Annotated in this window: 25 protein-coding genes; 12 read left to right on the top strand and 13 right to left on the bottom strand. The window is 65.3% G+C overall.

Features of this window, described 5'->3' with window-relative positions; all coding sequences use genetic code 11:
- Positions 1 to 22: 22 nt before the first annotated feature.
- From otnK to ltnD, 3 genes are read right to left on the bottom strand one after another with little or no spacing between them, the layout of a single operon-like run.
- On the bottom strand, positions 23 to 1312 hold the full coding sequence (gene otnK / locus ACVWY5_RS10060; RefSeq protein ID WP_028331781.1) for a 3-oxo-tetronate kinase: 1290 nt from the start codon (positions 1310 to 1312) through the stop codon (positions 23 to 25).
- Positions 1309 to 2091, bottom strand: coding sequence for a 2-oxo-tetronate isomerase (otnI, locus tag ACVWY5_RS10055; RefSeq protein WP_028331782.1), 783 nt, complete (start codon positions 2089 to 2091; stop codon positions 1309 to 1311). Before otnI ends, otnK begins: the two co-directional genes overlap by 4 nt.
- 9 nt (positions 2092 to 2100) lie before the next feature.
- Complete coding sequence (ltnD, locus tag ACVWY5_RS10050) at positions 2101 to 3030, bottom strand: L-threonate dehydrogenase (RefSeq protein ID WP_456671770.1); 930 nt, start codon at positions 3028 to 3030, stop codon at positions 2101 to 2103.
- Between the two features lie 192 nt (positions 3031 to 3222).
- Here ltnD and otnC point away from each other — a divergent pair, with 192 nt between their 5' ends.
- Positions 3223 to 3879, top strand: a complete 657-nt coding sequence (otnC, locus tag ACVWY5_RS10045) for a 3-oxo-tetronate 4-phosphate decarboxylase (protein ID WP_028331784.1) — start codon at positions 3223 to 3225, stop codon at positions 3877 to 3879.
- Positions 3880 to 3912: 33 nt separating this feature from the next.
- The gene (locus ACVWY5_RS10040) at positions 3913 to 4188 is read left to right on the top strand and encodes a hypothetical protein (protein WP_050386036.1); all 276 of its coding nucleotides are present in this window, start codon (positions 3913 to 3915) and stop codon (positions 4186 to 4188) included.
- 243 nt (positions 4189 to 4431) lie between these two features.
- Here ACVWY5_RS10040 and ACVWY5_RS10035 read toward each other — a convergent pair whose 3' ends face one another.
- The 6 genes from ACVWY5_RS10035 to ACVWY5_RS10010 form a co-directional block, all read right to left on the bottom strand.
- Positions 4432 to 5136 (bottom strand): ABC transporter ATP-binding protein, encoded by a 705-nt coding sequence (locus ACVWY5_RS10035; RefSeq protein WP_018270525.1) that lies wholly within the window; start codon positions 5134 to 5136, stop codon positions 4432 to 4434.
- Positions 5120 to 5866, bottom strand: coding sequence for an ABC transporter ATP-binding protein (locus ACVWY5_RS10030; protein ID WP_028331786.1), 747 nt, complete (start codon positions 5864 to 5866; stop codon positions 5120 to 5122). Before ACVWY5_RS10030 ends, ACVWY5_RS10035 begins: the two co-directional genes overlap by 17 nt.
- Positions 5863 to 6840 carry a branched-chain amino acid ABC transporter permease gene (locus ACVWY5_RS10025; protein ID WP_028331787.1) on the bottom strand — a complete coding sequence of 326 codons (978 nt, stop codon included), beginning with the start codon at positions 6838 to 6840 and terminating at the stop codon, positions 5863 to 5865. Before ACVWY5_RS10025 ends, ACVWY5_RS10030 begins: the two co-directional genes overlap by 4 nt.
- Complete coding sequence (locus ACVWY5_RS10020) at positions 6840 to 7718, bottom strand: branched-chain amino acid ABC transporter permease (RefSeq protein ID WP_026192487.1); 879 nt, start codon at positions 7716 to 7718, stop codon at positions 6840 to 6842. Before ACVWY5_RS10020 ends, ACVWY5_RS10025 begins: the two co-directional genes overlap by 1 nt.
- A 202-nt stretch (positions 7719 to 7920) precedes the next feature.
- Positions 7921 to 9168 (bottom strand): ABC transporter substrate-binding protein, encoded by a 1248-nt coding sequence (locus ACVWY5_RS10015; RefSeq protein WP_028331788.1) that lies wholly within the window; start codon positions 9166 to 9168, stop codon positions 7921 to 7923.
- Positions 9169 to 9255: 87 nt separating this feature from the next.
- Positions 9256 to 10074, bottom strand: coding sequence for a putative hydro-lyase (locus ACVWY5_RS10010; protein ID WP_028331789.1), 819 nt, complete (start codon positions 10072 to 10074; stop codon positions 9256 to 9258).
- Positions 10075 to 10194: 120 nt separating this feature from the next.
- Here ACVWY5_RS10010 and ACVWY5_RS10005 point away from each other — a divergent pair, with 120 nt between their 5' ends.
- The 3 genes from ACVWY5_RS10005 to ACVWY5_RS09995 all read left to right on the top strand — a co-directional run bounded on the left by ACVWY5_RS10005 (position 10195) and on the right by ACVWY5_RS09995 (position 13431).
- Positions 10195 to 11112 (top strand): LysR family transcriptional regulator, encoded by a 918-nt coding sequence (locus ACVWY5_RS10005; RefSeq protein ID WP_028331790.1) that lies wholly within the window; start codon positions 10195 to 10197, stop codon positions 11110 to 11112.
- Between the two features lie 125 nt (positions 11113 to 11237).
- Positions 11238 to 12488, top strand: a complete 1251-nt coding sequence (locus tag ACVWY5_RS10000) for a Zn-dependent hydrolase (RefSeq protein ID WP_028331791.1) — start codon at positions 11238 to 11240, stop codon at positions 12486 to 12488.
- A 31-nt stretch (positions 12489 to 12519) separates the two neighbouring features.
- A complete protein-coding gene (locus ACVWY5_RS09995) occupies positions 12520 to 13431 on the top strand; it encodes an NAD(P)-dependent oxidoreductase (RefSeq protein WP_028331792.1) in 912 nt (303 codons plus the stop codon).
- A gap of 388 nt (positions 13432 to 13819) precedes the next feature.
- On the opposite strand, the gene ACVWY5_RS09990 is transcribed toward ACVWY5_RS09995, so the two are convergent.
- Entirely contained in the window at positions 13820 to 14899 is a 1080-nt protein-coding gene (locus tag ACVWY5_RS09990; RefSeq protein ID WP_028331793.1) for a tartrate dehydrogenase, read from the bottom strand.
- A gap of 169 nt (positions 14900 to 15068) precedes the next feature.
- On the opposite strand from ACVWY5_RS09990, the gene ACVWY5_RS09985 reads away from it, so the two are divergent.
- The gene (locus ACVWY5_RS09985; protein ID WP_028331794.1) at positions 15069 to 15845 is read left to right on the top strand and encodes an SDR family oxidoreductase; all 777 of its coding nucleotides are present in this window, start codon (positions 15069 to 15071) and stop codon (positions 15843 to 15845) included.
- A gap of 102 nt (positions 15846 to 15947) precedes the next feature.
- On the opposite strand, the gene ACVWY5_RS09980 is transcribed toward ACVWY5_RS09985, so the two are convergent.
- Entirely contained in the window at positions 15948 to 16799 is an 852-nt protein-coding gene (locus ACVWY5_RS09980) for an alpha/beta hydrolase (protein WP_028331795.1), read from the bottom strand.
- Positions 16800 to 16887: 88 nt separating this feature from the next.
- Here ACVWY5_RS09980 and ACVWY5_RS09975 point away from each other — a divergent pair, with 88 nt between their 5' ends.
- Positions 16888 to 18309, top strand: a complete 1422-nt coding sequence (locus ACVWY5_RS09975; protein WP_028331796.1) for an amidase — start codon at positions 16888 to 16890, stop codon at positions 18307 to 18309.
- Positions 18310 to 18451: 142 nt separating this feature from the next.
- Here ACVWY5_RS09975 and ACVWY5_RS09970 read toward each other — a convergent pair whose 3' ends face one another.
- A complete protein-coding gene (locus ACVWY5_RS09970) occupies positions 18452 to 19084 on the bottom strand; it encodes a TetR/AcrR family transcriptional regulator (RefSeq protein WP_028331797.1) in 633 nt (210 codons plus the stop codon).
- Between the two features lie 174 nt (positions 19085 to 19258).
- Between ACVWY5_RS09970 and ACVWY5_RS09965 the strand changes: the two genes are divergently transcribed.
- The 5 genes from ACVWY5_RS09965 (at position 19259) to ACVWY5_RS09945 (ending at position 24096) form a co-directional block, all read left to right on the top strand.
- Positions 19259 to 19465: a ferredoxin gene (locus ACVWY5_RS09965; RefSeq protein WP_016842874.1), complete on the top strand. Its 207-nt coding sequence runs from the start codon at positions 19259 to 19261 to the stop codon at positions 19463 to 19465.
- A gap of 74 nt (positions 19466 to 19539) precedes the next feature.
- On the top strand, positions 19540 to 20766 hold the full coding sequence (locus tag ACVWY5_RS09960; RefSeq protein ID WP_028331798.1) for a cytochrome P450: 1227 nt from the start codon (positions 19540 to 19542) through the stop codon (positions 20764 to 20766).
- Between the two features lie 81 nt (positions 20767 to 20847).
- Positions 20848 to 22170, top strand: coding sequence for an MFS transporter (locus tag ACVWY5_RS09955; protein WP_028331799.1), 1323 nt, complete (start codon positions 20848 to 20850; stop codon positions 22168 to 22170).
- A 14-nt stretch (positions 22171 to 22184) separates the two neighbouring features.
- A complete protein-coding gene (locus tag ACVWY5_RS09950) occupies positions 22185 to 22847 on the top strand; it encodes a sulfite oxidase-like oxidoreductase (protein ID WP_028331800.1) in 663 nt (220 codons plus the stop codon).
- A 28-nt stretch (positions 22848 to 22875) separates the two neighbouring features.
- The gene (locus ACVWY5_RS09945; protein WP_028331801.1) at positions 22876 to 24096 is read left to right on the top strand and encodes an alpha/beta fold hydrolase; all 1221 of its coding nucleotides are present in this window, start codon (positions 22876 to 22878) and stop codon (positions 24094 to 24096) included.
- Positions 24097 to 24306: 210 nt separating this feature from the next.
- Here ACVWY5_RS09945 and pdxR read toward each other — a convergent pair whose 3' ends face one another.
- On the bottom strand, positions 24307 to 25785 hold the full coding sequence (gene pdxR, locus ACVWY5_RS09940) for a MocR-like pyridoxine biosynthesis transcription factor PdxR (RefSeq protein WP_321176787.1): 1479 nt from the start codon (positions 25783 to 25785) through the stop codon (positions 24307 to 24309).
- Between the last annotated feature and the right edge of the window lie 67 nt (positions 25786 to 25852).

Raw genomic sequence — 25852 nt, 5'->3', positions numbered from 1 at the left:
GGCATGATGCGCGCCAGCCGCATCAAGGCATCAATGCCAGCGCATCCGAGAAAAACTCCGGCCCGCCGAAATTGCCTGATTTCAGTGCAAGCACCATCTCGCCTCTCCCGGCGCCGACCGCTCGCAGAACCGGCACGCCGGCGGCGATTTCCGCACCGACCAGGAATCCGGGAATGCGCAGGCGGTCGACCACGGCGCCCGAAGTTTCACCACCGGCGACCACCAGCCTGTGCACGCCCGACTGCACCAGACCATCCGCGATGTCGGCCATCGCCTGCTCGATGGCATGCCCGGCTGCGTCACGACCATGACGGGATTGCACAGCTGCCACCTGATCCGGGGTCGAGCTACTCGCAATCAGGATTGGCCCCGCCCCGAGCCGGTCTCTGGCCCAGGCGAGCGCACGCTGCGTTTCGTCCTTGCCGGCGACCACCCGCTCGGGATCGAGGTGCAGGACCGGCATCACCTTCTCGGCGTTGGCGATCTGGCGCAGGGTCGCCTGCGAGCAACTGCCGGCAAGGCACGCCGCCGGGCCGCCGACCGGCGTCGCCAGCATCGCATCCGCGGTGTCCGGTTTGGCTTTGCTCGCGGCGACCAGCGCCCGCGCCAGGCCAAGCCCGATCCCGGAAGCGCCGACCGAAAGACGGTGATCCAGCGCGACCTGCCCGATGGTCTCGAGGTCGCGGTCGAACACCGCATCGACGATGGCGGCGCCGATCCCGCCGTGCGTGAGCTCGGCGAGCTTTGCCCGGACGGCGTCCGCGCCACGGCTCAGCGTTGCAAGATCGACCAGGCCGACCTTGGTCGTGCTTTGCCGCGCCAGCACGCGAACCAGATTGGAATCATGCATCGGGTTGAGCGGGTGGTCCTTCAGCGGACTCTCATTCAGCGGCACCGAGCCGACGAACAGATTGCCCTGGTAGACGGTGCGGCCGGTCTCCGGGAATGCCGGCGTCACCAGCACGATGGCATCCCTGGAATCGGCGCGCAGCGCGTCCATCACGGGGCCGATATTGCCGGCATCGGTTGAATCGAAGGTCGAGCAGATCTTGAACAGGATATGTTTGGCGCCGCGGCCGCGCAGCCAGGCCTCTGCTGCGCGCGAACGCGTCACGGCGAGGCCGGCCTCGATCGAACGGCTCTTCAGCGACACCACGACGGCGTCGACCTCGGGCAGCGCGAGATCGTCCGCGGGCACGCCGATGGTCTGCACCGTGCGCAGGCCGGCGCGGGTCAGCGTGTTGGCGAGATCGGAGGCGCCGGTATAGTCGTCGGCGATGCAACCAAGAGACAGATGTCCCGCGAGCGTCACGGCTTCACTCCGGCATAGGGCTTGAACCAGGCGAGACCGTCGGTGGTCTTGCCGCGCGGATTGTATTCGCAGCCGACGAAGCCGCCATAGCCGAGCCGGTCGAGCTCGCCGAACAGGAACGGATAGTTCAGCTCCTCGCCGTCGGGCTCGTTGCGCGAGGGGATCGACGCGATCTGGACGTGGCCGATGATCGGCATCATTTCACGCAGCCGCATGGTGACGTCGCCATGGATGATCTGGCAGTGGTAGATGTCGAACTGCAGCTTCAGGTTCGCGATACCAAGCTCGTTGATCAGATCGCGCGCGAAGATGAAGTCGTTGAGGAAGTAGCCGGGCACGTTGCGCGGATTGATCGGCTCGATCACGACGTCGAGGCCGTGCGGCGCGAAGAACTCCGCGGCATGGGCGACCGATTTGCGAAACGCGGCGACGGCCCCGGCATCGCTGCGCTCGCCGATGCCCGCCATCAGATGCACCCGCTTGACGCCGGTCGCCTGCGTATAGGGCAGCGCGGTCTTCAGGCTCCGCTGCAGGTCGGCGAAGCGGTCCGGCAGCGCGGCAAACCCCTTCTCGCCGGCGTTCCAGTCGCCCGGCGGCAAGTTGAACAGCGCCTGCGTCAGCCCATTGCCTTTCAGCCGCTTGCCCACCTCCTCGGCCGGATGGTCGTAGGGAAACAGGAACTCGACCGCGGTGAAGCCCGACTTCGCCGCCGCTTCGAAGCGGTCGAGGAAGGGGACCTCGTTGAACATCATGGTGAGGTTGGCGGCAAAACGGGGCATGTGATCCTCTTATTTATCGCCGGGGAGCTTGGTGCCGGTGACTTGCGCATACATCCGCGCCACCGACGCATCGTCGTCGCGGCCCATGCCGGCGGCCGCGGTCATCAGGAACATCTGCAAGGCCGCGGCCGAGACCGGCACCGGGAAGCGCGCATTGCGCGCCATGTCCTGGATGATGCCGAGGTCCTTGACGAAGATCTCCACCGCGCTGCGCGGCGCATAGTCGCCGTCGAGGACATGCGGCATGCGGTTCTCGAACATCCAGGAATTGCCGGCGGAGGCGGTGATCACCTCATAGACCTTGCGGATGTCGAGGCCCTGCTTGGCGGCAAAGGCGATCGCCTCGGAGGCGGCCGCGATATGCACGCCGGCCAGCAGCTGGTTGATCATCTTGAACGCGGCGCCCTGCCCTGCGGCATCGCCAAGCTCGTAGAGTTTTGCCGCCATCGCACCAAGTGCCGGCCGCGCCTTCGCAAACGCCGCGGCGCTGCCGGAGGCGAGAATCGTCAATTCGCCCTGCGCCGCGCGCTGCGCGCCGCCGGAGATCGGTGCATCGAGATAGTGCCGGCCGGTCGCCTCGAGCTGCTTTGCGAGGCGCCGCGCGATATCGGGATCCATGGTCGCCGAGGAGATGAAGACCGCGTCCTTGGCCAGGGTCTCGGCGACGCCGTCCTTGCCGAACAGGATCGCTTCAGTCTGCGCGGCGTTGACGACAACGCTGACGACAATGTCGGCATCCCGGGCTGCCTCGGCCGGCGACTTGGCGCCCTTGCCGCCGTCGACGACGAAGCGCGCCACCGCATCGGCCGTGACGTCGCAGCCGGTCACCTCGAAACCGGCCCGCCTGAGCGAGGTCGCCATGCCGTATCCCATCGAGCCCAGCCCGATGACGGCGACACGTGATGTTGCGGAACTGGACATTTGGCGATCCCTGAACATTTTTAGTTGTTTGAGCATGACCTTTTCGGAAAACCGGCTGTCACTTTGCGCCAGCGCGGCGTTCCGGGCCCGGTTCATGCTCGTTGCTGCTTGCCTATCACGGCTTGGCCGCGCTGCCAAAGCATGAGACAAAGCGGAAAACGGATGGCGCCAAAGATGGCGCCAAGAGCTAAACCGGAAGAGCGAAACCGGATGAGCGAAACAAAGCTTCGTGAGGACATCTGCCGCTTCGGCCGCTCGCTGTTCGAGCGCGGCCTGACGCCGGGCTCCTCCGGCAATATCAGCGTCCGGCTCGACGACGGCGGCTGGCTGGTGACGCCGACCAACGCCTCGCTCGGCTTCCTCGATCCGGCGAAAATGTCGCGGCTCGACGGCAACGGCCGGCTCGTCTCTGGCGATGCCCCGACCAAGGAAGTGCCGCTGCACACCGCGCTCTACCAGACGCGCGCCTCCGCCGGCGCCGTGGTGCACCTGCACTCGACCCATTCGGTCGCGCTCTCGATGCTGCCCGAGATCGATCCGCGCGCCGCGCTGCCGCCGATGACGGCTTATTACGTCATGAAGTGCGGCCAGACCGCGCTGGTGCCCTATTATCGCCCCGGCGATCCGGCCGTTGCCGACGCGATCCGGGGGCTGGCCGGGAAATATTCGTCGGTGCTGCTCGCCAATCATGGGCCCGTTGTGTCGGGCGATACGCTGGAAGCGGCGGTGTTCGCGACCGAGGAGCTGGAGGAAACCGCAAAGCTCTATCTGCTGCTGCGCGGGCTGAACCCGCGCTATTTGTCGCCCGACCAGGTGGCTGATTTGACCAGGACGTTCGGGCTCGTGCTGCCGGATCACCCTCACTAGATCAAGCGGAGGATCGATATGCGAAGGACAGTCATGATGAGGTTCACGGGCTTGGCGTTAGCGGCACCGTTCGCCGTCGGCCTTGCGGCGTCGGACGGACGGACCGAAGAGACCTTGCAAGGCATGCTGGCAACCCAGCTGCGCGCGCAAGGCTATGCCTGCGACAAGCCGCTCAAGGCCGAGCGGGACGACAAGCTCTCGAAGCCCGACAACGAGGCCTGGACGCTGACATGCAGCAACGCGACCTATCGGGTCAGCCGCGTGCCGGACCTCGCCGCCAAGGTCGAGAAGATCGACGAGGGCAAGTAGGCTGCGTGGGCTGGATTCACAGCCCGCATGAGCGCAGCGATATGCGGGACGCCCCGGATGTCGCTGCGCTCATCCGGGCTACGGGCTGGATAGCGCGCACCACACATACTGGCGTCATCCTGAGGTGCGAGCGAAGCGAGCCTCGAAGGATGGGCCACATACTCGCCCGCGGCCATCCTTCGAGGCGCGCCGAAGAGGCGCGCACCTCAGGATGACGAGTGCGTGCGCTGCGATACCTTAGCGCTAAAGCCCGAGATAGGCTTTCCGCACGTCGGGATTGCCGCTGATCTCGGCGGCGGTGCCCTGCATCAGCACGCGGCCGGTCTGCAGGATGTAGGCGCGGTCGGCGATCTCGAGGCATTCGGCCATGCGCTGCTCGACGATCAGGACCGTCATGCCGGCGTCGCGGATGCGCTTCACGGCCTGGAAGATCTCGTCGACCAGTTTCGGCATGATGCCCTGCGACGGCTCGTCGAGCATCAAAAGCCGCGGCCGCGTCATCAGCGCGCGGCCGATCGCGAGCATCTGTTGCTCGCCGCCGGACAAGGTCTCGGCACGCTGGTCGAGCCGTTCGCCAAGTCGCGGGAACAACTTGAACACCAGATCGAGCGGCGCGTCGCGGTCGGACTGGCTGCGGTAGAGATAGCTGCCGAGCCGCAGATTGTCGCGCACCGAGAGCCGCGGAAACAGCCGGCGGTTCTCCGGCACGTAAGCGATGCCGCTTGACGTGATGACGTGCTGCGGCTGGCCGTCGATCCGCTTGCCGTCGAAGGTGACGGTCCCAGCGCGCGGCCGCTCGGCGCCGGCGATCGATTTCAACAGCGTCGACTTGCCCGCACCGTTGGCGCCGGCGACGCAGACGATCTCGCCCTTGGTGACGTCGATCGACACCGAGGAGATCGCGACCAGGCCCTGATAGGCGGTGGTGACTTCACGCACCGACAGCATGACGATCCCCGAGATAGGCAGAAATGACTTCCGGATTGCGGACGACCTCGGTCGGCTTGCCCTCGACCAGTACCTTGCCGAGATTGAGCACGATGGCGCGGTCGACCAGCGGCATCACGATTTCCATCACGTGCTCGACCATCAGCACGGTGATGCCGGCGGCGCGGACCTTGCGCACCAGCTCGACGCCGGTCTGTGCCTCGACTGGCGTCAGTCCGGTGAGGACTTCGTCGAGCAGCAGCAGCTTCGGCTCGGTGGCGAGCGCGCGGGCCACTTCGAGCCGGCGCTTCTCTGACGGGACGAGGTCGGCGGCAAGCTTGTCGGCGCGCGCGGCAAGGCCGCAGAACTCCAGCACCTCATAGGCCTTCTGCCGCGCAATGCGCATCTTGGTGTTGCGGATCAGCGCGCCGACGATGACGTTGTCGATCACGGTCATGGTCTCGAAGCTCTTGACGACCTGGAAGGTGCGCCCGACGCCGCGCTGGCAGCGTTCCGCCGCCGGCAGCTTGGTCACGTCCTCGCCGTCGAAGATGATCGAGCCCTGGGTCGGCGGCAGCACGCCCGCGATCAGGTTGAACAGCGTCGACTTGCCGGCGCCGTTGGGGCCGATCAGGCCGACGATCTCGCCGCGCCCGACCGAAATCGAGACGTCGCTGTTGGCGACCAGGCCGCCGAAGCGCTGCCAGACACCGCGAGTTTCCAAGAGCGGGGTTTCCGGAAGCGCCGTCATCGTGCAGCTCCCTTGCGCAGGGAGAACACGCTGACCAGGCCGCGCGGCAGCGCCAGCGAGATCACGACGATCAGCGTGCCGTAGACGATGAGGTCGACGCCGCGCCCGGAGCCGCCGATGAACGAGCGCGTCAGCTCGGTGAGCGGGATCAGGATGACAGCGCCCAATACCGGGCCCCACAAGGTGCCGATGCCGCCAAGCACCGCAGGCAGCGCCATCAGCAGCGAGAACTGGAAGCCCATCACGCTCTCAGGATCGATGTAGGAGACGAACTGGGCGTAGAAGCTGCCGCCGACCGCAACGAGGAAGGCCGAGACCGCCGCCGCGCCCATCTTGGAATTGAACACCACCACGCCGAGGCTTTCGGCCGCATCGGGATTGTCCTTCACCGCGCGCCACCAATAGCCCCATTTGGAATCCTCCAGCCACCAGGTGACGAACCAGGCGATGCAGGCCAGCGCCAGCGCAAAGTAGAAGTAAGGCAGCTTCGAGCGCGTGAACTGGAATTTCAGCCAGCTGTCGCCGCGCACTGGGATGTCGATGCCGAGCGCGGCGCCGGCCCAATCCCAGTTCTGGATCAACAGCAGCGCGATCTCGGCGATCACGATGGTCGCGATCACGAAGTAATGCCCGCGCAGGCGGAAGCAGGGATAGCCGAGCGCCATCGCGATCAGTGCGGAGATCGCCCCGCCCGCCAGCATGCCGAACCACGGCAGCACGCCGAACTTGGTGAACAGCAGCGCGGTGGTATAGGCGCCGAGCCCGAAATACAGCGCATGGCCGAGCGAGATCTGCCCGCAATAGCCAGACAGGATGTTCCAGCTCTGCGACAGCGCCGCATACATCAGCGTCAGCACCATGATGTTCTGGACGTAGACGTCCTTGACGAACAGCGGCACCAGCGCGGCGATCGCCGCGAGGCAGGCAGCCACGATCAGGTCACGCCTGCGGCGTTGGGCGAACTGGGTGTCCATCACATCGATCCGAACAGGCCACGCGGGCGGATGAAGACGACCAGCAGGTAAACGGCATAGATGCCGACCGATTTCAGCGACGGCGGCAGGATCAGCGCGGTGGTCGCCTCCACCAGGCCGACGATGATGCCGCCGGCAAAGGCGCCGAACACGCTGCCGAAGCCGCCGAGCGCCACGGTGACGTAGGCGATCAGGGCGAACGACGCGCCAACGTCGGGATAGACGTAGAAAAAGATCGCCATGATGGCGCCGGCGAGGCCAACCAGCGCCGCACCAAGGCCCCAGCCGAGCGCGAACACCCGGTTCTTGTCGATGCCGACCAGCGCCACCGCGCCGGCGTCCTCGCGCGTCGCCTCGAGCGCGCGGCCGAAGTCGGTGCGATTGATGAAGAAGTACAGCGCGACGAAGGCCGCGATCGACAGCATCGCGCCGATCAGCTGCGGCTCCGGCAGATAGATGCCGGCGATCGACACCGTCTTGCCGCCGACCCAGGAGTTGGTGACGCTGCGATAGTCGGGCGTAAAGAAGAACTGGGCAAGCCCCCGCATCACGATCGCCAGGCCGAAGGTCGAGAAGATTTGCACCATGCCGGCATTGGCCTTGGCGCGCATCGCGAAGCGAACGATCAACAGATAGACCACCGCGCCGAACACGAACAGCGCCGCGGCGACCAGCGGCGCCGACAGCAAGGGATCGATCGCGAAGAACGCGAACAGGAAGAAGGTCGCGTACATCGCGATCATCAGGAACTCGCCGTGCGCGAAATTCACGACGTCCATCAATCCGAAGATCAATGCGAGGCCTGCGGCGATCAGTCCGTAGAGCAGCCCCATCAACAGGCCGCTCGCCAAACTCTGGATAATGGTCTCGGCTGTCACCGCTGCGCCCCGGTCAACGCATCATTCAAGCGTCGTCCTGGCGAAGGCCAGGACCCATAACCACAAATGCACCGGGAGGAGAGACAACAACCAATCATCGCAAAACGCCTGCCTGGGTTACGCGACGAGTGCAAGCACTCGCGCGGGGGTCCCGGGTCGCGCTTCGCTCGCCCGGGACGACGTAGGGAAACTGAGAGACCGATCAGCTGTTCATCGGCCAGATCGCCTCGGAGACCGCGGCCTGATCCGGGAAGATCGTCACGAAGTTCTTCGCGGAGTACTGCAATAGCACCGGGTCGGCGAAGTTGTTCTGACCCATCTCGTCGAACTTGACGCGCCGCCACGGCATGATGGTCTGATCGCCCGGCATGTCGGTGGCGACCAGCGCCTCGCGGATCTTCTCGCCGTCGGTCGACTTGGCGCGGTTGATGGCGTCCGCCATCACGATCAGGCCCATGAACTGGCGCGACGAATAGTCGTTGAAGTCCTTGCCGGACTTGGCGCGGTACATCTCGTTGATCAGACCGACCATCGGACGCTTCTGCGCCAGGTCGAGCGAGAAGCTGCCGCGCGAGATCACGCCCTCGAGCTTGTCGCCGACCGCGTCATAGGTCGCCTTCTCGGAGAAGCCGGCGTCCTGCGCCATGATGTTCTTCGGCTTGTAGCCGAGCTCGGCCATGGTCTTGACCAGGAGGATCGCGTCGGTGGTGTAGCTCGACGGCATCAGCACGTCGGCATTCGCCGCCTTGAGCTGCTGCACCTCGGCGGTCAGCGACGGCGAGTTGGCCCGGTACTTGATGTCGGCCACGATCTTGTAGCCGCGCTCGCCGGCGAGCTTGGTCTGCGCGTTCGCCGAATCGGTGCCGAAGATGGTGTCCTCGTGGAACAGCGCCAGCGTTTCGATCTTCTGGCCCTTCTTCTTCATCGCATCGAAGAAGTCGAACATCGCGGTCGAGAACATCTCGTCATGCGGCGAGGCGCGGAAATAGTATTTCAGGCCGCGGCGATGCAGGCTCGGCGAGGAATTGTCGGCCGAGAGGAACGGAACGCCGTAACGCTCGCAGATCTGGCTGACGGTGACGGCGACCGCGCTCTGATAGGTGCCGATCACGGCGCAGACCTTCTCCTGCGTGATCAGGCGCTCGGCTTCGGCGCGGCCCTTCTGCGGATCGGCCTGGTGGTCGGCGAACACGAGCTTGACCTTGGCGCCGCCGAGGCCGGACAGGCCCTCGCCCTTGGCGAGCGGCAGTGCGAAGTCATAGTTCTTGTTGATGATGTCGGCCGCGGTTTCGAACGCGCGCTGCGCGTCGACGCCGATCTGCGCGCTGGCGCCCGACAGCGGATAGATCACGCCGATTGCCACTTCACTGGTCTGCGCGCGCGCGGCCATCGGACCGAGCGCCGCGGCGGCAGTGGCACCCAGCAACACGTTACGGCGAGAGATCGTCATCGAAATTTCCCCTTGGTCAGCTTGTTATTATCGATGTGACGCTTGTAGCGCGCAGTAAAGCCTCAATGAATTGCACGAATTGCCTATTCAGAGCACAGCGAGCTGCTTGTTCCTGAGATCGGTCACCAGCATCAGGCCCGGCGAATGCGTGATCGCGAACGGCAGCTTCGCACTTGCGATCACCGATTGCGGCGTCACGCCACAGGCCCAGAACACCGGGATCTCGTCATCAGCGACCGGTACCGCATCGCCGTAATCCGGCTTGGCGATATCCTTGATGCCGATCGCATGCGGATGGCCGAGGTGGACCGGCGCGCCATGCACGGACGGGAAGCGCGAGGTGATCTGCACCGCGCGGATCGCATCCGCCGGCTTGAACGGGCGCATCGACACCACCATGGGTCCCGCGAACGGCCCCGACGGGCTGCACGCGATACTGGTCCGGTACATTGGCACACGCAGATTGCGTTCAATGTGACGGATCGGCAGGCCCTCATCCAGTAGCGCCTCCTCGAACGAGTAGGAGCAGCCGAGCACGAAGGTGACGAGATCGTCGCGCCAGTATTTGGTGATGTCGGTCGGCTCGTCCGCCACCTCGCCGTCGCGCCAGACCCGGTAGCGCGGCACGTCGGTGCGGATGTCGAGATCGAGGCCAAGCGAGGGAATGCGGGGATCGCCGACGTCGGACATGCCGATGATCGGGCATGGCTTCGGATTGAGCTGGCAGAAGCGGTGGAAGGCGCCGGCGAGTTTTTCCGGCAGGATCGCGAGATTGCCCTGGACGAAACCGTTGGCGAGACCGGCTGTGGTGGCCGAGGCCACGCCGTCACGGCAGGCGCGGCGCGCTTCGACGCTCGCCAGCACTGGCTCCCCCTGAGATCGCTGCACTGCCGCAAAAACAGTCATGGGATTCTCCTGCCCATAATCTCGACAAGGACAAACCAACACCAAGCGTGATATAATGTCTAATCGTCCTTTCTAATCAAAATCGATAAAACAGATTTATCGATCGGGAAAATGCTTCCAATGACGGACTTCCGCTCGATCGAGACATTTCTTTGGGTCGTCAAGCTCGGCAGCTTCCGCGGCGCCGCCCAGCGGCTCAACACCACCCAGCCGGCGATCTCCCAGCGCATTGCCCAGCTCGAGCGCGAAATGGGCGTCAAGCTGCTCAACCGCGACCACCGGGTGGCCTCGCCGACCCCGAGTGGACGGCTGATGATGATCTATGCCGAGAAGCTGATCGGCCTGCGTTCGGAGATGATGGCCGAGGTCGGCGACCGCTCGGCGATGCGCGGCGCGCTGCGGCTCGGTGTCGCGGAGACCATCGTGCACACCTGGCTGCCGCGCCTCGTCAAGAGCGTCAATGAGGTCTACCCGAACCTGTCGCTGGAGATCGAGGTCGACATCACGCCCAATCTGACCGCGCGGCTGCTGGCGCAGGAGATCGAGCTCGCCTTCGTGCTCGGACCGGTCTCGGCGTCCGGCGCGCATAACCATGTGCTGTGCGATTACCCGATCGGTTTCCTGGCGAGCCCGGCCCTCGGCCTCGGCGACGGCCCGGTGGCGCGGCAGGACCTGGCGCGGTTTCCGATCATCACCTTTCCGCGCAAGACCCAGCCCTACGAGACCGTGCGCGCGCTGTTCAACGCCCCCGACCTGCCCCCGATCCGGCTGCACGCCTCGACCTCGCTCGCGACCGTGATCCACATGGCCAATGAAGGGCTTGGCATCGCGGTGATCCCGGCAGCGATCGTCGAGAACGAGCTTGCCGACGGGCGCTTGCTGCTGCTCGACACCGACCTCAAGCTGCCGCCCCTCACCTTCACCGCGAGCTGGCTCGCCTCGCCCGATGCGGTCGCCATCGAGCGTGTCGCCAATCTCGCCCGGCAGATCGCACAGGCGAGCGTGGCGGTTGACGGCGCGGGAGTGGCGCGTCATTGAACGATTGCCGGATAATCGAACGTCATTCCGGGATGGTCCGAAGGACCAGACCCGGAATCTCGAGATTCCGGGTTCGATGCTGACGCATCGCCCCGGAATGACGAAAATAAAAATGGACTGACGACATGAGCCGAGCCGCCACCAACCTGCAGATCGATTCCGCCCGCCTCTGGGGCACCATCCACGAAACCGCGCAGTTCGGTGCAACGCCCAAGGGCGGTGTGCGGCGGCTGACGCTGAGCGCCGAAGACAAGCAGGTGCGCGACTGGTTCCGCAAGGCGTGCGAGGAGGCCGGCCTCGAGGTGCAGGTCGACGCACTCGGCTCGATGTTCGGGTTGAGGAAAGGACGGGACATGTCGAAGCCGCCGATCGGCGTCGGCTCGCATCTCGACACCCAGCCGACCGGCGGCAAATATGACGGCGTGCTCGGCACGCTGGCGGCGCTCGAAATGGTGCGCACGCTCAACGATGCCGGGATCGAGACCGAGCTGCCGATCTGCATCTGCAACTGGACCAATGAGGAAGGCTCGCGCTTTGCGCCGGCGATGATGGCCTCGGCCGCCTATGTCGGCGACTTCACCACCGACGACATCCTGTCGCGCAAGGACGCCGAGGGCGTCACGGTGGCGCAGGCGCTGGACACGATTGGTTATCGCGGCGACGCCCCGGTCGGCCGCCAGAAGTTCACCAGCTTCGTCGAGCTGCATATCGAGCAGGGCCCGATCCTGGAGGCCGAGAGCAAGACCATCGGCGTGGTCGATTCCGGCCAGGGCGTGTTGTGGTACGACGGCAAGATCACCGGCTTCGAGAGCCACGCCGGCTCGACCCCGATGCCGCTGCGCCGCGATGCGCTGGCGACGCTGTCCGAGATCGTGCTGGCGATGGAAAGCATCGCGAAGAAGCACGGCCCGAAGGCAGTCGGTACCATCGGCGAGGCGGTGATCGCCGCGCCCTCGCGCAACGTCATCCCCGGCGAGATCGCCTTCACCGTGGATTGCCGCAGCGCCGACGCCGGGATCATGGATGCGCTGGACCGCGACCTGCGTGCGGCCGTTGCCGAGATCGCAACGCGGCGCAAGGTCGAGGTTCAACTCGATCTCGTTTGGCGCAAGGCACCGACGCATTTCGATCCCAAGCTGGTCGACGCCGTCGAGAACGCGGCCAAGCAGCTCGGCTATTCGCACCGCCGCATCACCTCGGGCGCCGGCCACGACGCCTGCAACCTCAACACGGTGATGCCGGCAGCAATGGTGTTCGTGCCCTGCAAGGATGGCATCAGCCATAACGAGCTGGAAGACGCGACGCAGACCGATTGCGCCGCCGGCGCCAACGTCCTGATGCATACGGTGCTGGCGCTCGCCGGCGTCGCGTCCTGATCTTCGTTTCTCCTCATCGATGGAGGCTTTCGTGCGCGCAGTGTTTGTCGACGCCAATGAATCGCTTGCTGTCATCACGGAGCGCCTGGAAAAGCCCGGCGATCCCCGGATGCGGATCAACCGCAACCCGGACATCAAGTCCGAGGACTATCCGGCGGTGCTCGACGGCGCCGAGATCGCGGTGGTCGACCACACCGCGCTGCCGACCGATGTTGCGAGGAAGTGCGCCGGCCTGAAGCACGTCGTGTTCCTCGGCACCGGCGCGCGCAGCTACATGAACCCGGAAGAGCTTGCCGAGCTCGGCATCTCCGTGCACCTGATCAAGGGCTATGGCGACACCGCGGTCGCGGAATCGGCGATCGCGCTGATGTGGTCGTCGGCGCGCGTGATCGCGCAGATGGACCGCGAGATGCGCGCCGGCAACTGGCTGCGCGAGGATGGCATGCAGCTCACCGGCAAGACGCTCGGCCTGGTCGGCTTCGGCGGCATCGCCGCCGAGGTCGCCCGCATCGCGCTCGGCAGCGGCATGAAGGTGATCGCCTGGAACCGGTCGCCCAAGAGCCATCCGGGCGTCGAGTTCGTCGATCTCGACACCGTGCTGGCGAACAGCGACGTGGTCTCGCTCCATCTGCTGCTGAACGACGAGACCCGCGGGATGATCACGCGCGACAAGATCGCGAAGATGAAAAAGGGCGTGGTGCTGATCAACACCGCGCGCGGCGCGATCGTCGACGAGCAGGCGATGATCGATGCGCTCAACTCCGGCCACATCCGCCACGCCGGCCTCGATGTCTACAACATCGAGCCGCTGCCGAAGGATCACCCGTTGACGAAGATCCCGAACGTGACGCTGTCGGCGCACTCCGCCTTCCGTACGCCCGAGGCGAGCGAGAATTTGATCCACGCGGCGTGGGAGCATTGCCGCAGGATCGTGAAGGAGTAATTTCACCGTCGTCCCGGCCAAGCCAACGGGTCGGCGCGAAGCGCCGCCCGATGACAGGCTCCGCGCGAGCCGGGACCCATAACTACCGCTCCACATTGTCGCAAACGCTGGGTCCACAGGAGCTCTAACACAGGCCCCCTGTGGTTATGGGTCCCTGCTTTCGCAGGGACGACAGTGGCCGTAGGGTGGCTAACTCGCCCTACGCAGATTGCGACGCAATCAATAACGACGTCGTCCTGGACAAGCGAGCGTAGCGAGCGCGATCCAGGACCCATTACCACCGGCCTGCGTCATCGCGCAGGGCGGTGGTCAGAACCAGCAACACAACAAGCACTCGGGGTAATGGGTCCTGGCTTTCGCCAGGACGACCCCGTGTTTGACTGCGTAGCTAATCCACCATCTCTGCCACCGCCTTGCCGCACGCCGTAGTGTCGGCATTGCCGCCGAGGTCGCGCGTGCGCAGCGTGCGTTCGCCGAGCGTGCGCTCGATCGCGCCGACGATCGCATCAGCCGCCTGCTTCTCGCCGAGATGCTCCAGCATCATCGCACCCGACCAGATCATGCCGATCGGGTTGGCGATGCCCTGGCCCGCAATGTCAGGCGCCGAGCCGTGCACCGGCTCGAACACCGAGGGGAAATCGCCTTCCGGATTGATGTTGCCCGACGGCGCGATGCCGATGGTGCCGGTGCAGGCCGGGCCGAGGTCGGAGAGGATATCCCCGAACAGGTTGGAGCCGACCACGACGTCGAACCAGTCCGGATGCAGCACGAAGTTCGCGGTCAGGATGTCGATGTGGTACTTGTCCCACTTCACGCCGGGATATTTCTTGGCCATCGCCTCCACGCGCTCGTCCCAGTAGGGCATGGTGATGGAGATGCCGTTCGACTTGGTCGCCGAGGTCAGATGCTTCTTCGGCCGCGACTGCGCCAGATCGAACGCGAACTTCAAGATGCGGTCGACGCCGGTGCGGGTCATCACGGTCTGCTGGGTGACGAATTCGCGGTCGGTGTCCGGGAACATGCGGCCGCCGACGGAAGAGTATTCGCCCTCGGTGTTCTCGCGCACCACCCAGAAATCGATGTCGCCGGGCTTGCGGTTCGCCAGCGGCGACGGCACGCCGGGCATCAGCCGCACCGGGCGCAGATTGACGTACTGGTCGAACTCGCGGCGGAATTTTATGAGCGATCCCCACAACGAGATATGGTCGGGTATTTTCGCCGGCCAGCCGACCGCGCCGAAATAGATCGCATCATGCTTGCCGATCTGGTTCTTCCAGTCCGCCGGCATCATCTCGCCGTGCTTCTCGTAATAGTCGTAGGAGGCAAAGTCGAAATGGTCGAACTTCACGTCGACACCGTGCTTCTTCGCCGCCGCCTCGATGACGCGCAGGCCCTCCGGCATCACTTCCTTGCCGATGCCGTCACCGGGAATGACCGCAATCCGATACTGCTTCTTTGCGCTGCTCATCGAGAACACCCTTGTGATTTGCCCGGCCGGCAATGCCGCCTATTCTGATGGTCCTGCAATGGACCAAACTTCGCGCGAGCGCAACGCTGCAGTGCAGTGTTGACCGCGGCGCGACCCTGCCCCACCAAATTCGCCGACACCCCACTCCTCATACCAAGCGAGACATCCCATGGATCTGCATCTGCGCGGCAAGCGTGTCCTGATCACCGGCGCCTCCAAGGGCATTGGCGCGGCCGCCGCCGAAGCCTTTGCCGAGGAAGGCGCCAACCTGCTGCTCGCCGCCCGCAACGGCGAGCAATTGAAGGCGCTGGCCGAACGGCTTCGTTCGGCGCATCAGATTGATGCGGCGGTCAGCGTCGTCGACTTGCGCAAATCGGAAGATCAGGCGCGATTGGCAAAAGAGGCTGCCGACATCGATATCCTCGTCAACAATGCCGGTGATATCCCCGGCGGCTCGATCGACAAGATCGACGAGGCGACCTGGCGGCACGCCTGGGAGCTCAAGGTGTTCGGCTATGTCAACCTGACGCGCGCGATCTACGCGCAGATGAAGGCGCGCGGCGGCGGCGTGATCGTCAACGACATCGGCGCGGCCGGCGAGAAGTTCGACGCCAATTACATCTGCGGCAGCGCCGGCAATGCCGCGCTGATGGCGTTCACCCGCGCGCTCGGCGGCAAGAGTCTCGCCGACAATATCCGCGTCGTCGGCATCAATCCGGGCCCTGTCGGGACCGACCGCCACGTCACGCTGCTCAAGACCCGCGCCAAGAACCAGTTCGGCGACGAGAGCCGTTACAAGGAATTCCAGAAGGGTCTGCCGCTCGGCCGGCCCGCGCATGCACGCGAGATCGGCGACCTGATGGCGTTCCTGGCGTCCGATCGCGCCGGCTATACGTCGGGCGTGATCTACACGGTCGACGGCGGGCTCACGTCGGGGTGGGGCTGACGGCAGCTCTCCACGTCATTGCGAAGAGCGACAGCGACGAAGCAATCCATTGCTCTGCATATATGCGGACCGATGGATTACTTCGCTTCGCTCGCAATGACGTCAACTCGCCGTCCGCTCGAGCAGCTGCCGGATCAGCGTCGTGATGCGACCCTGCGGCGCCAGCATCTGGTTCATGATGGAGAAATGATCGGCGCCGGCGATCTCCTCATAGGTCACCGGCAAGCCATAACGGGCGCGATGGCCGGCGAAATCGGCGGTCTGCTTGCGCAGCAGCGGCAATTCGGCGCTGCCGACCACCAGCGACAGCGGCTTTGCCGTGCCGCCTTCCGCCATCATCGGCGAGTTGCGCCGCGACGCCGCTTCGTCGAGCTTGAGCTTTTCGTTGAGATAGGAATGCCTGATCGGCTCGAGGTCGTAGATTCCCGAGATCGCCATGCCGGCCCGGACATGGCCGTTCGACAGCGCCATCGATGTCAAATGTCCGCCGGCCGACCAGCCCGACACCACGATGCTCTCGGCAGCGGCCCCGAGCGCGGGCAACCGCCCGGCCAGAAAGTCGATGCCGGCATGGATCTCGGCGACGATGTCATCGAGCGTCGCATCCGGCGCCAGCGTATAGCCGATCAGCGCGACATTGATGCCGTGGGCCATCGGCCCCTCGGCGAAGATCGTGAACACTTCCTTGGCACGGGTCTGCCAATAGCCGCCGTGGATGAACAGCAGCGTCGGCGCGCCGTCGCGGACTTTCAGGAAGTCGATCCGGTTGCGCTCGCGCGGGCCGTATCTGAGGTCGAGATGGCCGGCGTGCTTTTGCCGCAGCGCCGCCGAGCGTTGCTCCCAGCCCGCAGCGATCTCGGCGCTGCCCTTGACGGCAACGCCATTGTTCAAGCCGAGGTCACGCTCCTGCTGGCTCATCGCGCGCCAGTCCAGCGCGGAAAACAACGCTGCCATCCCTGCCCCTTCGGTTCTCGTCGCATTGCCACGACGGCAGGAAATGTTCTACAGCACAAGCAAACAGAAGGCATAGGAGCAACGGCGCATGGCTGATCAGGGCTTGGTGAAGGAAACGGCGTGTGCCGTCGTCGAGAAGCTGAAGGCCGGCGACGTCACGCCGCTCGATCTGCTCGACGTGCTGGAGACGCGCATCGCCGAGGTGGACGGCAAGGTCAACGCGCTGCCGACGCTCTGCTTCGACCGCGCCCGCACCCACGCCAAGGCCCTGATGCAGAAACCGGTCAGCGAGCGCGGCCTGCTCGCAGGCCTTCCCGTTCCGATCAAGGACCTCACCGCCGTCGCCGGCGTGCTGACCACGCAGGGCTCGCCGATCTTCAAGGACAATGTCCCGGCGAAGTCGGACATCCTGGTCGAGCGCCTCGAAGAGAATGGCGGCGTGATCTATGCCAAGTCGAACACGCCGGAATTCGGTGCCGGCGCCAACACCTTCAACGAGGTGTTCGGCCCGACCCGCAATCCCTGGGACACATCGCGCTCGGCCGCCGGCTCCTCCGGCGGCGCCGCGGCGGCACTGGCGAGCGGCACCGCGTGGCTCGCGCACGGCTCCGACATGGGCGGCAGCCTGCGCAACCCGGCGAGCTTCTGCGGCATCGTCGGCCTCCGGCCGTCGATCGGCCGCGTCGCGCACACGCCGAAGTTCGGCGTCGACCGTACCCTCGGCGTGCAGGGACCGATGGCGCGCAATGTCGAGGACCTCGCGCTGCTGCTCGACGCGATGAGCGGCGAGCATGCCGCCGATCCGCTGTCGCTGCCCGCGCTATCGACGTCGTTCCTGTCGGCGGCGCGGTCAGGCAGCAAGCCGAAGCGCATCGCCTATTCGCCCGATCTTGGCATCACGCCGGTCGATCCCGAGGTCAGGGCTGTGACGCGCAAGGCGGCGGAACGGTTTGCGGAGGCCGGTGCGATCGTCGAGGAAGCGCATCCCGATTTGCGCGAAGCCCATGAATGCTTCCACGTGTTGCGCGCGTTCGATTTCGCGATCAGCAAGGCCGAATTGCTGCGCACCAAGCGCGATCTGCTGAAGCCCGAGGTGATCTGGAACATCGAGGAGGGGTTGAAGCTCACGGTCGAAAAGCTCGAGCGCGCCGAGGCGCACCGCGTCGCGATGACGGCGCGTGCGCTCGAATTCTTCGACAAGTACGACCTGCTGCTGGCGCCCGCGACCATCGTGGCGCCATTCCCGGTCGAGAACCGCTATGTCGCGGAGTGCGACGGCAAGAAGTTCGACAACTACGTCGAATGGCTCGGCATCGTCTACGCGATCACGCTGGCCTGCTGCCCGGCGCTGTCGCTGCCCTGCGGCTTCACCGCCTCGGGCCTGCCGGTCGGTCTGCAGATGATCGCAAAGCCGCGTGCCGAGGCGCAGCTTCTGGCCGGCGCGAAAGTGCTGGAGGACATTCTGGGCGTGCGCGGCACCACGCCGATCGATCCCCGTCCGCCGAAGTAAGGCTTTTTCCTCATGGTGAGGAGGCGCGCAGCGCCGTCTCGAACCATGAGGCCCGGTCTGTGGCCTCACCCTTCGACGCTTGCTCCGCAAGCTCCTCAGGATGAGGTGATGAATCTGTTGATGCGGCCCTAAGACGCGAAGCCTACGCCTTATCCCCCGTCGCCTTGAGCGCCACGGTGAGTGCCGCCTTGGTCTGCTCGACGATTTCGTCCAGCAACTCCTCGCGGCTGATCTGCGCGGACTCGCCGGTCAGCAGGCCCTGCTCGGCGAGCATCACGATGCCGTGCAGTCCGGCCCAGATCTTCAGCGCCTGCCGCTCGCGCAATAGCCCGACCGCCGGCGCCTCGAACGACTCGATCAGCAGTGCCAGCGTTTCCATCGCCGCGGTGTGCAGCTCGCTGCCCTTCGGCGCGCAGGCCATGGTGCGCGACGCGAACATCAACCGGTAGATGCCGTGGCGCTCGAGCCCGAAGGCGAGCGCGGCCTGGGCAAAGCGCGACAGCTTCGAGCCCTTGCTCGACTGCTCGATCGCCTCGCGCATGATCACGTTGAACTGCCGGAATGCTTCCGCGGTCACCGCCTCCAGCAGCGCCTCGCGGTCGGCGAAATGCCGGTACGGCGCCGGCTGCGAGACGCCGAGCTGCTTGGCCAGCGCCTTGATGCTGATCGCCTCGGGACCACCGAGCTCGACCTCGCGTAACGCGGCCTGGATCAGGGCTTCGCGGAGGTCGCCGTGGTGGTAGGTTTTGAACGGCTTACGAACGATTTGTCCCATTGCGGCAATGATCGCTGAATTTTCGCTTGACGCGCAAGCACGACGATAATGTAATATACTATAACTTGGTGATCCGGTTAAGAGGCCGGCGCCCAAGCAGGCTAGAACCTGCATAAACTGGAATGAGGAACCCGGCGCAACCCACAATGCGCCAGAGCCGAGGGAGGTGCTTGCATGTCCAAGCTCAGAATCCGCGTCGACCAGGACAAGTGCCAGGGTCACGCCCGCTGCAAATCACTCGCCCCCGAATTGTTCGAGCTCGACGAATACGGCAACGCCCATGAGGTCGGCGACGGGACCGTCCCGGCCGGGCTCGAGGACAAGGCCTGGCTCGCGCAGACCAATTGCCCGGAAATCGCGATCGAAGTCACCGAGGAATAGCTCCGGCCAAGGGATGGCTGCGCGCCGCCCGTTGAGCCGACCAGCGTTTGATCGAACGAGAAGGAAACGAGCTGATGTCCGATTCCCCGTCCGCAAGTTATCTGCCCGAACATCCCCCGGTCTCCGACTGGGTCCATGATTTCGACCATACCGATCCGGTCTGGACCGACGACCCGTTCCCGATCTGGGAGACGCTGCGCGCGGCTTCGCCCGTCGTGCATACCGAGCGCTTCCTCGGCTGCTACATGCCGACCACCTATCAGGCGGTGAAGGAGATCGCCTACGACACAGAGCACTTCTCCTCGCGCCGCGTCATCGTGCGCGACATCCGCCCCGAGATCACCGCCCGCGCGCCGCCGATCACCTCTGATCCGCCGGAGCACAAGCCCGCCAAGCAGGTGCTGCTGCCGCCGTTCACGCCGGACGCGATGAAGCGGCTGGAGCCGCGGGTGCGCGCGATCTGCAACGAGCTGATCGACGAATTCATCGACGATGGCCATTGCGACGCCGCCGCGCGCTACACCAAGCATATCCCGGTGCGCGCCATCGCCCACATGCTGGGGATTCCCGAGAAGGACGGCGATCTCTTCATCAAATGGATCCACCAGATCCTCGAGCTCGGCATCAAGAACGAAGACGAGCTCATGAACGGCGTACGCGAGATGACCGGCTACTTCGTGGCCCATCTCGAGCAGCGCAAGCTTGAGCCGGGCGACGATCTGATCTCGCAGCTGCTGCGGGCCAAGGGCCCCGGCGGCCAGCCGCTCACCGACGAGCACGTGCTGGGCTCGCTGCGGCTGCTTCTGATCGCCGGCATCGACACCACCTGGAGCGCGATCGGCTCTTCGCTCTGGCACCTCGCCAAGACGCCGGCCGATCGCGAGCGCCTGATCGCGGAGCCGGCACTGATCCCGACCGCGATCGAGGAATTCCTGCGCGCCTATTCGCCGGTGACGATGGCGCGCGAGGTGATGAAGGAGACCACGATCTCCGGCTGCCCGGTGAAGGCGGGCAACATGGTGCTGTTGTCCTTCCCCGCCGCCAATCGCGATCCCGCCATGTTTCCCGATGCGGACAAGGTGGTGATCGACCGCAAGGAGAACCGCCACGCCGCATTCGGCCTCGGCATCCACCGCTGCGTCGGTTCCAACCTCGCGCGCATGGAGATGCAGGTCGCGATCGAGGAATGGCTGAAGCGAATCCCGGATTTCCAGCTCGATCCGGCCGGCAAGGTCACCTGGTCGGAAGGCACGGTGCGCGGTCCGCGTCAACTCCCTGTCCTGTTCGGCAACAACGCCTGAGGAACCGGACAGCGGTTACATCACGTCACCCAATGAGGTAGCTTGCCCCGGAATCGAACCGACGAGTCCGGGAGCAATGCCATGTCCGAACAAACCGCTCAGCCCGCGAGCGATCATCTCGACATCCACGACGTCGAGCGGCGGGTGAAAGCGATTTTCATCGGCTCGGTCGGCAATCTCGTCGAGTGGTACGATTTCTACGCCTACACGGCGTTTGCCCTGTATTTCGCGCCGGCGTTCTTCCCGCACAGCGATCCGGTGGTGCAGCAGCTCAATGCCGCCGTGCTGTTTGCCGCGACCTTCCTGATGCGCCCGCTCGGCGGCTGGCTGTTCGGCTTCATCGCCGACCGCTATGGCCGGCGGCTGTCGTTGACGCTCTCGGTGGTCTGCATGTGCTTCGGCTCGCTGATCATCGCGGTGACGCCGACCTATGCCTCGATCGGCATCGCGGCCCCGGCGATCCTGGCGCTGGCCCGCGTGATCGAGGGCCTGAGCCTCGGCGGCGAATATGGCGCCAGCGCCACCTATCTCAGCGAGGTCGCCGATCCCAAGCACCGCGGCTTCTACTCCAGCTTTCAGTACGTCACGCTGATCGGCGGCCAGCTCACCGCGATCATCGTGCTGCTGTTGCTGCAAAAGGTGTTCCTTACGCCGGACGAGCTGAAGGCCTGGGGCTGGCGGATTCCGTTCGTGATCGGCGCCATGCTCGCGATCGTCGCAGCGGTGATGCGGCGCGGCCTGCATGAGACCGAGGCGTTTGAGGAAGCCAAGAAGATTTCCAAGCCGACCGGCTCGATCGTCGGCCTGTTGAACTATCCGCGCGAATTGCTGCTGGTGGTCGGCCTCACCGCCGGCGGCACCGCGGCGTTCTATACCTTCACCACCTACATGCAGACCTTCGTGAAACTGTCGGTCGGCCTCACCGAGGACCAGACCACGTTCGTGATCTTCGGCTCGCTGATCTTCGCGACCATCCTGCAACCAATCTACGGCGGGCTCTCCGATAAGATCGGCCGCAAGCCGCTGCTGATCTTCTTCGGCATCGCCGGCACGCTCGGCACGATCCCCATCCTGACCGCGCTGAAGGACACCAAGTCGCCTTTCATGGCCTTTCTTTTGATCTGCGGCGCCTGGATCTTCGTCGCCGGCTACACCTCGATCAACGCGATCGTGAAAGCCGAGCTGTTTCCGACCAATGTCCGCGCGCTCGGCGTCGGCCTGCCCTACGCCATCACGGTGTCGATCTTCGGCGGCACCGCGCCGGCGGTCGCGCTCTACTTCAAGAGCATCGGGCATGAGGATTGGTTCTACTACTATCTCAGCGGCATGATTTTCCTGTCGCTGCTGATCTACTCCACGATGCGCGATACCAAGCGCGACTCCGCGATGCATCGCCACGAGTGACGGCGCAAACGCCCATGACCGACGATAACGAACCGCCCGACAGCAAACTGACGTGCAGCAAACAGCGCTGGGCGCGCGAAGGCAAATTCCTCACCGGCAGGATCACCCGCCCGGAGGAGCAGCGCCTGCCGCCGGGCCAACATCTGACGGCGGACTGGCCGGTGCTCGATCTCGGGTTGATGCCGAACATCTCGCAGGAACGCTGGCGGCTCGACGTCTACGGCGCGGTCGAGCAGACCATCTACTGGACTTGGCAGCAGTTCATGGCGCAGCCGCAAACGCAATTCGTCTCCGACATCCACTGCGTCACGACCTGGTCGCGCTACGACAATCAGTGGGAGGGGCTCGCCACAAGCGACCTGCTCGCCGCCTGCCAGCCACGCGAGGACGCGCGCTTCGTGGCACTGCATTCGTATGACGGCTATACGACGAACCTGCCGCTCGAGGACTTTGCCGCCGAGGACGCGCTGCTCGCCCATAGCTGGTCGGGCAAGCCGCTGGAGCAGGAGCATGGTGGCCCGGTGCGGCTCGTGGTGCCGCATCTCTATTTCTGGAAGAGCGCGAAGTGGCTGCAGCGCATCGAATTCCTCACCGAGGATGCGCCCGGCTTCTGGGAGGTCCGCGGCTATCACAATCGCGGTGATCCCTGGGCCGAACAGCGCTATTCTGGCGACTGACAAACCAACAGAATGATGGAGCCTTCCTGTGCCGCACGAACGCTTTCAATTCACCGGTGTTGGCGGCCATCAGCTTGCTGCCGCACTTGACACGCCCGAGGGGCCGATCAAGGCCTATGCGCTGTTCGCGCACTGCTTCACTTGCGGCAAGGACGTGCTGGCCGCAAAGCGCATCGCGGTCGCGCTCGCGGCCAAGGGCATCGCCACGCTGCGCTTTGACTTCACCGGCCTCGGCTCCAGCGAGGGCGAGTTCGCCAACTCGACCTTCTCGTCGAACGTCGCCGATCTCGTTCGCGCCGCCGACCATCTGCGCGAGACGCACAAGGCACCCGCGATCCTGATCGGCCACAGCCTGGGCGGCGCCGCGATCCTCGCCGCCGCGGGGCAGATCCCCGAGGCCAAGGCGGTCGCGACCATCGCCGCGCCGTCCGATCCCGTCCATGTCACGCATTTCTTCAGGGACCGGATCGAGGACATCCGCACCCAGGGCGAAGGCGAAGTCTCGCTCGCCGGCCGCCCCTTCCGCATCAAGCGGGAATTCCTCGACGACGTCGCCGAGCAGAACTTGATGGCGCAGGTGAAGCAGTTGCACAAGGCGCTGCTGATCATGCATTCGCCGACCGACGACACCGTCGGCATCGACAACGCCACGCATATCTTCAGCGCCGCCAGGCACCCCAAGAGCTTCGTCTCGCTGGCCGGCGCCGATCATCTGTTGAGCGGCAAGCAGGATGCCGCCTACGTCGCCGACGTGATCGGCGCCTGGGCCGAACGCTATATCGATATCGCGCCGCAGCCGGCGGCAGATACCGGCACTGCGCCACGCAACGTCGTCGTGCAGGAGACCCGCGCCGGCAAGTTTCAGCAGATCGTCACGGCAGGTCCGCATCGCATGCTGGCCGACGAACCGATCGCCGTCGGCGGCCAGGATTCCGGCCCCGGGCCGTACGACTTCGTACTGGCCGGGTTAGGTGCCTGCACCTCGATGACGATGCGGATGTATGCCGACCGCAAGTCGCTGCCGCTCGATCGCGTCACCGTGACGCTGACGCACAGCAAGATCTACGCCAAGGATTGCGAGGAGTGCGAGACCCGCGAGGGCATGCTCGACCAGATCGACCGCGTCATCAGGATCGAGGGCGAACTCGATGCCGACCAGCGCAAGCGGCTGATGGAGATCGCCGACAAGTGCCCGGTGCACAAGACGCTGACGTCGGAGGTGCGGATCGTCACCAAGGCCGCGGAATAAGCCGCAACGCAGCGAGACGGTCCGAGCCGTAACAGCATGTCAGCGGCATCGGCCCTCGCGCCCGCGGGCCGTCGCAGGGGCGCGCTGAAAAATATCGAAAACAACCCCATGCAAAGGTGCCGGCGGCCGCCGGCGTTCGACAAGGCAACTTGACACGTCGGGCAACTCAGGGATATTATTCTACTATTCCGAAATCATGCGAACGCTCCTCTACCCGCGCGCCGCGCGCTTGCCGGTCAGGCTATTCGCCATGGTCCGCACCGCGGCGCCGATCTCGTTCTCGCGCCAGGCGGCGAAGCCCAGCAACAGGCCGTGATCGCGCGGCCGTTCCAGCGCGAGGCTCGACAGTGCGCGCACCTCGACGCCGGCGGCGACCAGGCGCGTCGCGGCATCCCGGTCCGCACGGCCATCCTTGAAACGGGCAATCAGCTGCATGCCGCCCGGCGGCACCTCGGCCGTGAGTACCGCATCGAGATGCCGCGTCAGCGCTGTCGCAAGATGGTCCCGGCGTGATCGGTAGATGCGCCGCATCCGCCTGACATGGGCCAGGAAATGCCCGTCGGCCATGAAGCCGGCCAGCGCCTCCTGGACATGCACGGAGGCGATCAGCCCGAGATGGCGCTGCGCGATCTCCATCGTCCGTGCCAGCTGTGGCGGCACCACCAGATAGCCGATGCGGATATCGGCTGTCATCGCCTTGGCGAAGGTGCCGAGATAGAGCACGCGTCCCTCGCGATCGAGCCCCTGCAGCGCCGGCATCGGGCGGCTGTCATAGTGAAACTCGCCGTCGTAATCGTCCTCGACGATCCAGGTCTTGCCGGGCTCGGCTGAGGCCAACAGCTCGGTGCGGCGCGCGACCGGCATCACCCGCCCTGTCGGGTGCTGATGTGACGGCGTGGTGAAGATCAGCTTCGGCGCGCCCGCCGAGCGCGTCCGCATCATGCCCCATTGATCGAGCCTGACACCGACGACGTTTGCACCGGCCGCACGAAACGCCGCCGCGGCGCCGGGGTAGCCGGGATCCTCGGTCCACACCGCATCGCCGGCGGCGATGGTGGTCGCGGCGATCAGCGTCAGCGCCGCCTGCGCCGTCGGCAGCACCAGGATCTGATCGGCCTCGGCGCGCACGCCGCGGCTGACTTCAAGGTAATCGCATAGGGCTTCGCGCAGGCTCGGCCGGTTGACCACGGTCTGCTCGTTGAAGCGGCGGCGCAATGCGCTGCGGCGCAGGCAGCGCGCCCAGATCTCGTGCGGAAACTCGCACGCATCCGCAAGCCCGGGCCGCAGCGGCCGGAAATCGGCCTGGTAGGACAGCGGCCAATCCGTATCGGAGAGCTGCAAGGCCCAGGGCGACAGCAGCGGCTTGCGGGCGGCATCACGGCGTGGCGCAGGCAGAGCCTTGTCGAAGCGCGCCTCGATATCGTCGGTCACAACCGGCCGCCGCCGCGCCGCGACCCGCAGATACCCTTCGGCGGCGAGCTGCTCATAGGCATGCGTTACGGTGTTGCGCGCCACCTCGAGCTCGGCCGCAAGGCTGCGGCTCGACGGCAGCATGGCGCCGCTCCGGATCCGGCCGCTCGCCATCAGCACGCGCAGCTGCTGGGTCAACTGCGCGGCCAGCCCGGCGTCGTCCGATCGCTTCAGCGCGAGCAATTCGGCGAGGATCAATCTGGCTCCATTGTTCTCCAATATCTGGCTCTTTTGAGAGAGCCAGTACGATCCTATTCACAAGCGGTATCGCCTGCAAGGATTCTGC

The sequence above is a fragment of the Bradyrhizobium sp. USDA 3256 genome, from assembly GCF_054058275.1.
This window is presented reverse-complemented; position numbering and strand designations above follow the sequence as displayed.

Bases quoted from the DNA above. Each gene is read 5' to 3' on its own strand.
- otnI (WP_028331782.1), bottom strand. From the start codon at position 2,091: ATGCCCCGTTTTGCCGCCAACCTCACCATGATGTTCAACGAGGTCCCC.
- ltnD (WP_456671770.1), bottom strand. From the start codon at position 3,030: ATGTTCAGGGATCGCCAAATGTCCAGTTCCGCAACATCACGTGTCGCC.
- otnC (WP_028331784.1), top strand. From the start codon at position 3,223: ATGAGCGAAACAAAGCTTCGTGAGGACATCTGCCGCTTCGGCCGCTCG.
- ACVWY5_RS10040 (WP_050386036.1), top strand. From the start codon at position 3,913: ATGATGAGGTTCACGGGCTTGGCGTTAGCGGCACCGTTCGCCGTCGGC.
- ACVWY5_RS10035 (WP_018270525.1), bottom strand. From the start codon at position 5,136: ATGCTGTCGGTGCGTGAAGTCACCACCGCCTATCAGGGCCTGGTCGCG.
- ACVWY5_RS10030 (WP_028331786.1), bottom strand. From the start codon at position 5,866: ATGACGGCGCTTCCGGAAACCCCGCTCTTGGAAACTCGCGGTGTCTGG.
- ACVWY5_RS10025 (WP_028331787.1), bottom strand. From the start codon at position 6,840: ATGGACACCCAGTTCGCCCAACGCCGCAGGCGTGACCTGATCGTGGCT.
- ACVWY5_RS10015 (WP_028331788.1), bottom strand. From the start codon at position 9,168: ATGACGATCTCTCGCCGTAACGTGTTGCTGGGTGCCACTGCCGCCGCG.
- ACVWY5_RS10010 (WP_028331789.1), bottom strand. From the start codon at position 10,074: ATGACTGTTTTTGCGGCAGTGCAGCGATCTCAGGGGGAGCCAGTGCTG.
- ACVWY5_RS10005 (WP_028331790.1), top strand. From the start codon at position 10,195: ATGACGGACTTCCGCTCGATCGAGACATTTCTTTGGGTCGTCAAGCTC.
- ACVWY5_RS10000 (WP_028331791.1), top strand. From the start codon at position 11,238: ATGAGCCGAGCCGCCACCAACCTGCAGATCGATTCCGCCCGCCTCTGG.
- ACVWY5_RS09990 (WP_028331793.1), bottom strand. From the start codon at position 14,899: ATGAGCAGCGCAAAGAAGCAGTATCGGATTGCGGTCATTCCCGGTGAC.
- ACVWY5_RS09985 (WP_028331794.1), top strand. From the start codon at position 15,069: ATGGATCTGCATCTGCGCGGCAAGCGTGTCCTGATCACCGGCGCCTCC.
- ACVWY5_RS09980 (WP_028331795.1), bottom strand. From the start codon at position 16,799: ATGGCAGCGTTGTTTTCCGCGCTGGACTGGCGCGCGATGAGCCAGCAG.
- ACVWY5_RS09975 (WP_028331796.1), top strand. From the start codon at position 16,888: ATGGCTGATCAGGGCTTGGTGAAGGAAACGGCGTGTGCCGTCGTCGAG.
- ACVWY5_RS09970 (WP_028331797.1), bottom strand. From the start codon at position 19,084: ATGGGACAAATCGTTCGTAAGCCGTTCAAAACCTACCACCACGGCGAC.
- ACVWY5_RS09965 (WP_016842874.1), top strand. From the start codon at position 19,259: ATGTCCAAGCTCAGAATCCGCGTCGACCAGGACAAGTGCCAGGGTCAC.
- ACVWY5_RS09960 (WP_028331798.1), top strand. From the start codon at position 19,540: ATGTCCGATTCCCCGTCCGCAAGTTATCTGCCCGAACATCCCCCGGTC.
- ACVWY5_RS09955 (WP_028331799.1), top strand. From the start codon at position 20,848: ATGTCCGAACAAACCGCTCAGCCCGCGAGCGATCATCTCGACATCCAC.
- ACVWY5_RS09950 (WP_028331800.1), top strand. From the start codon at position 22,185: ATGACCGACGATAACGAACCGCCCGACAGCAAACTGACGTGCAGCAAA.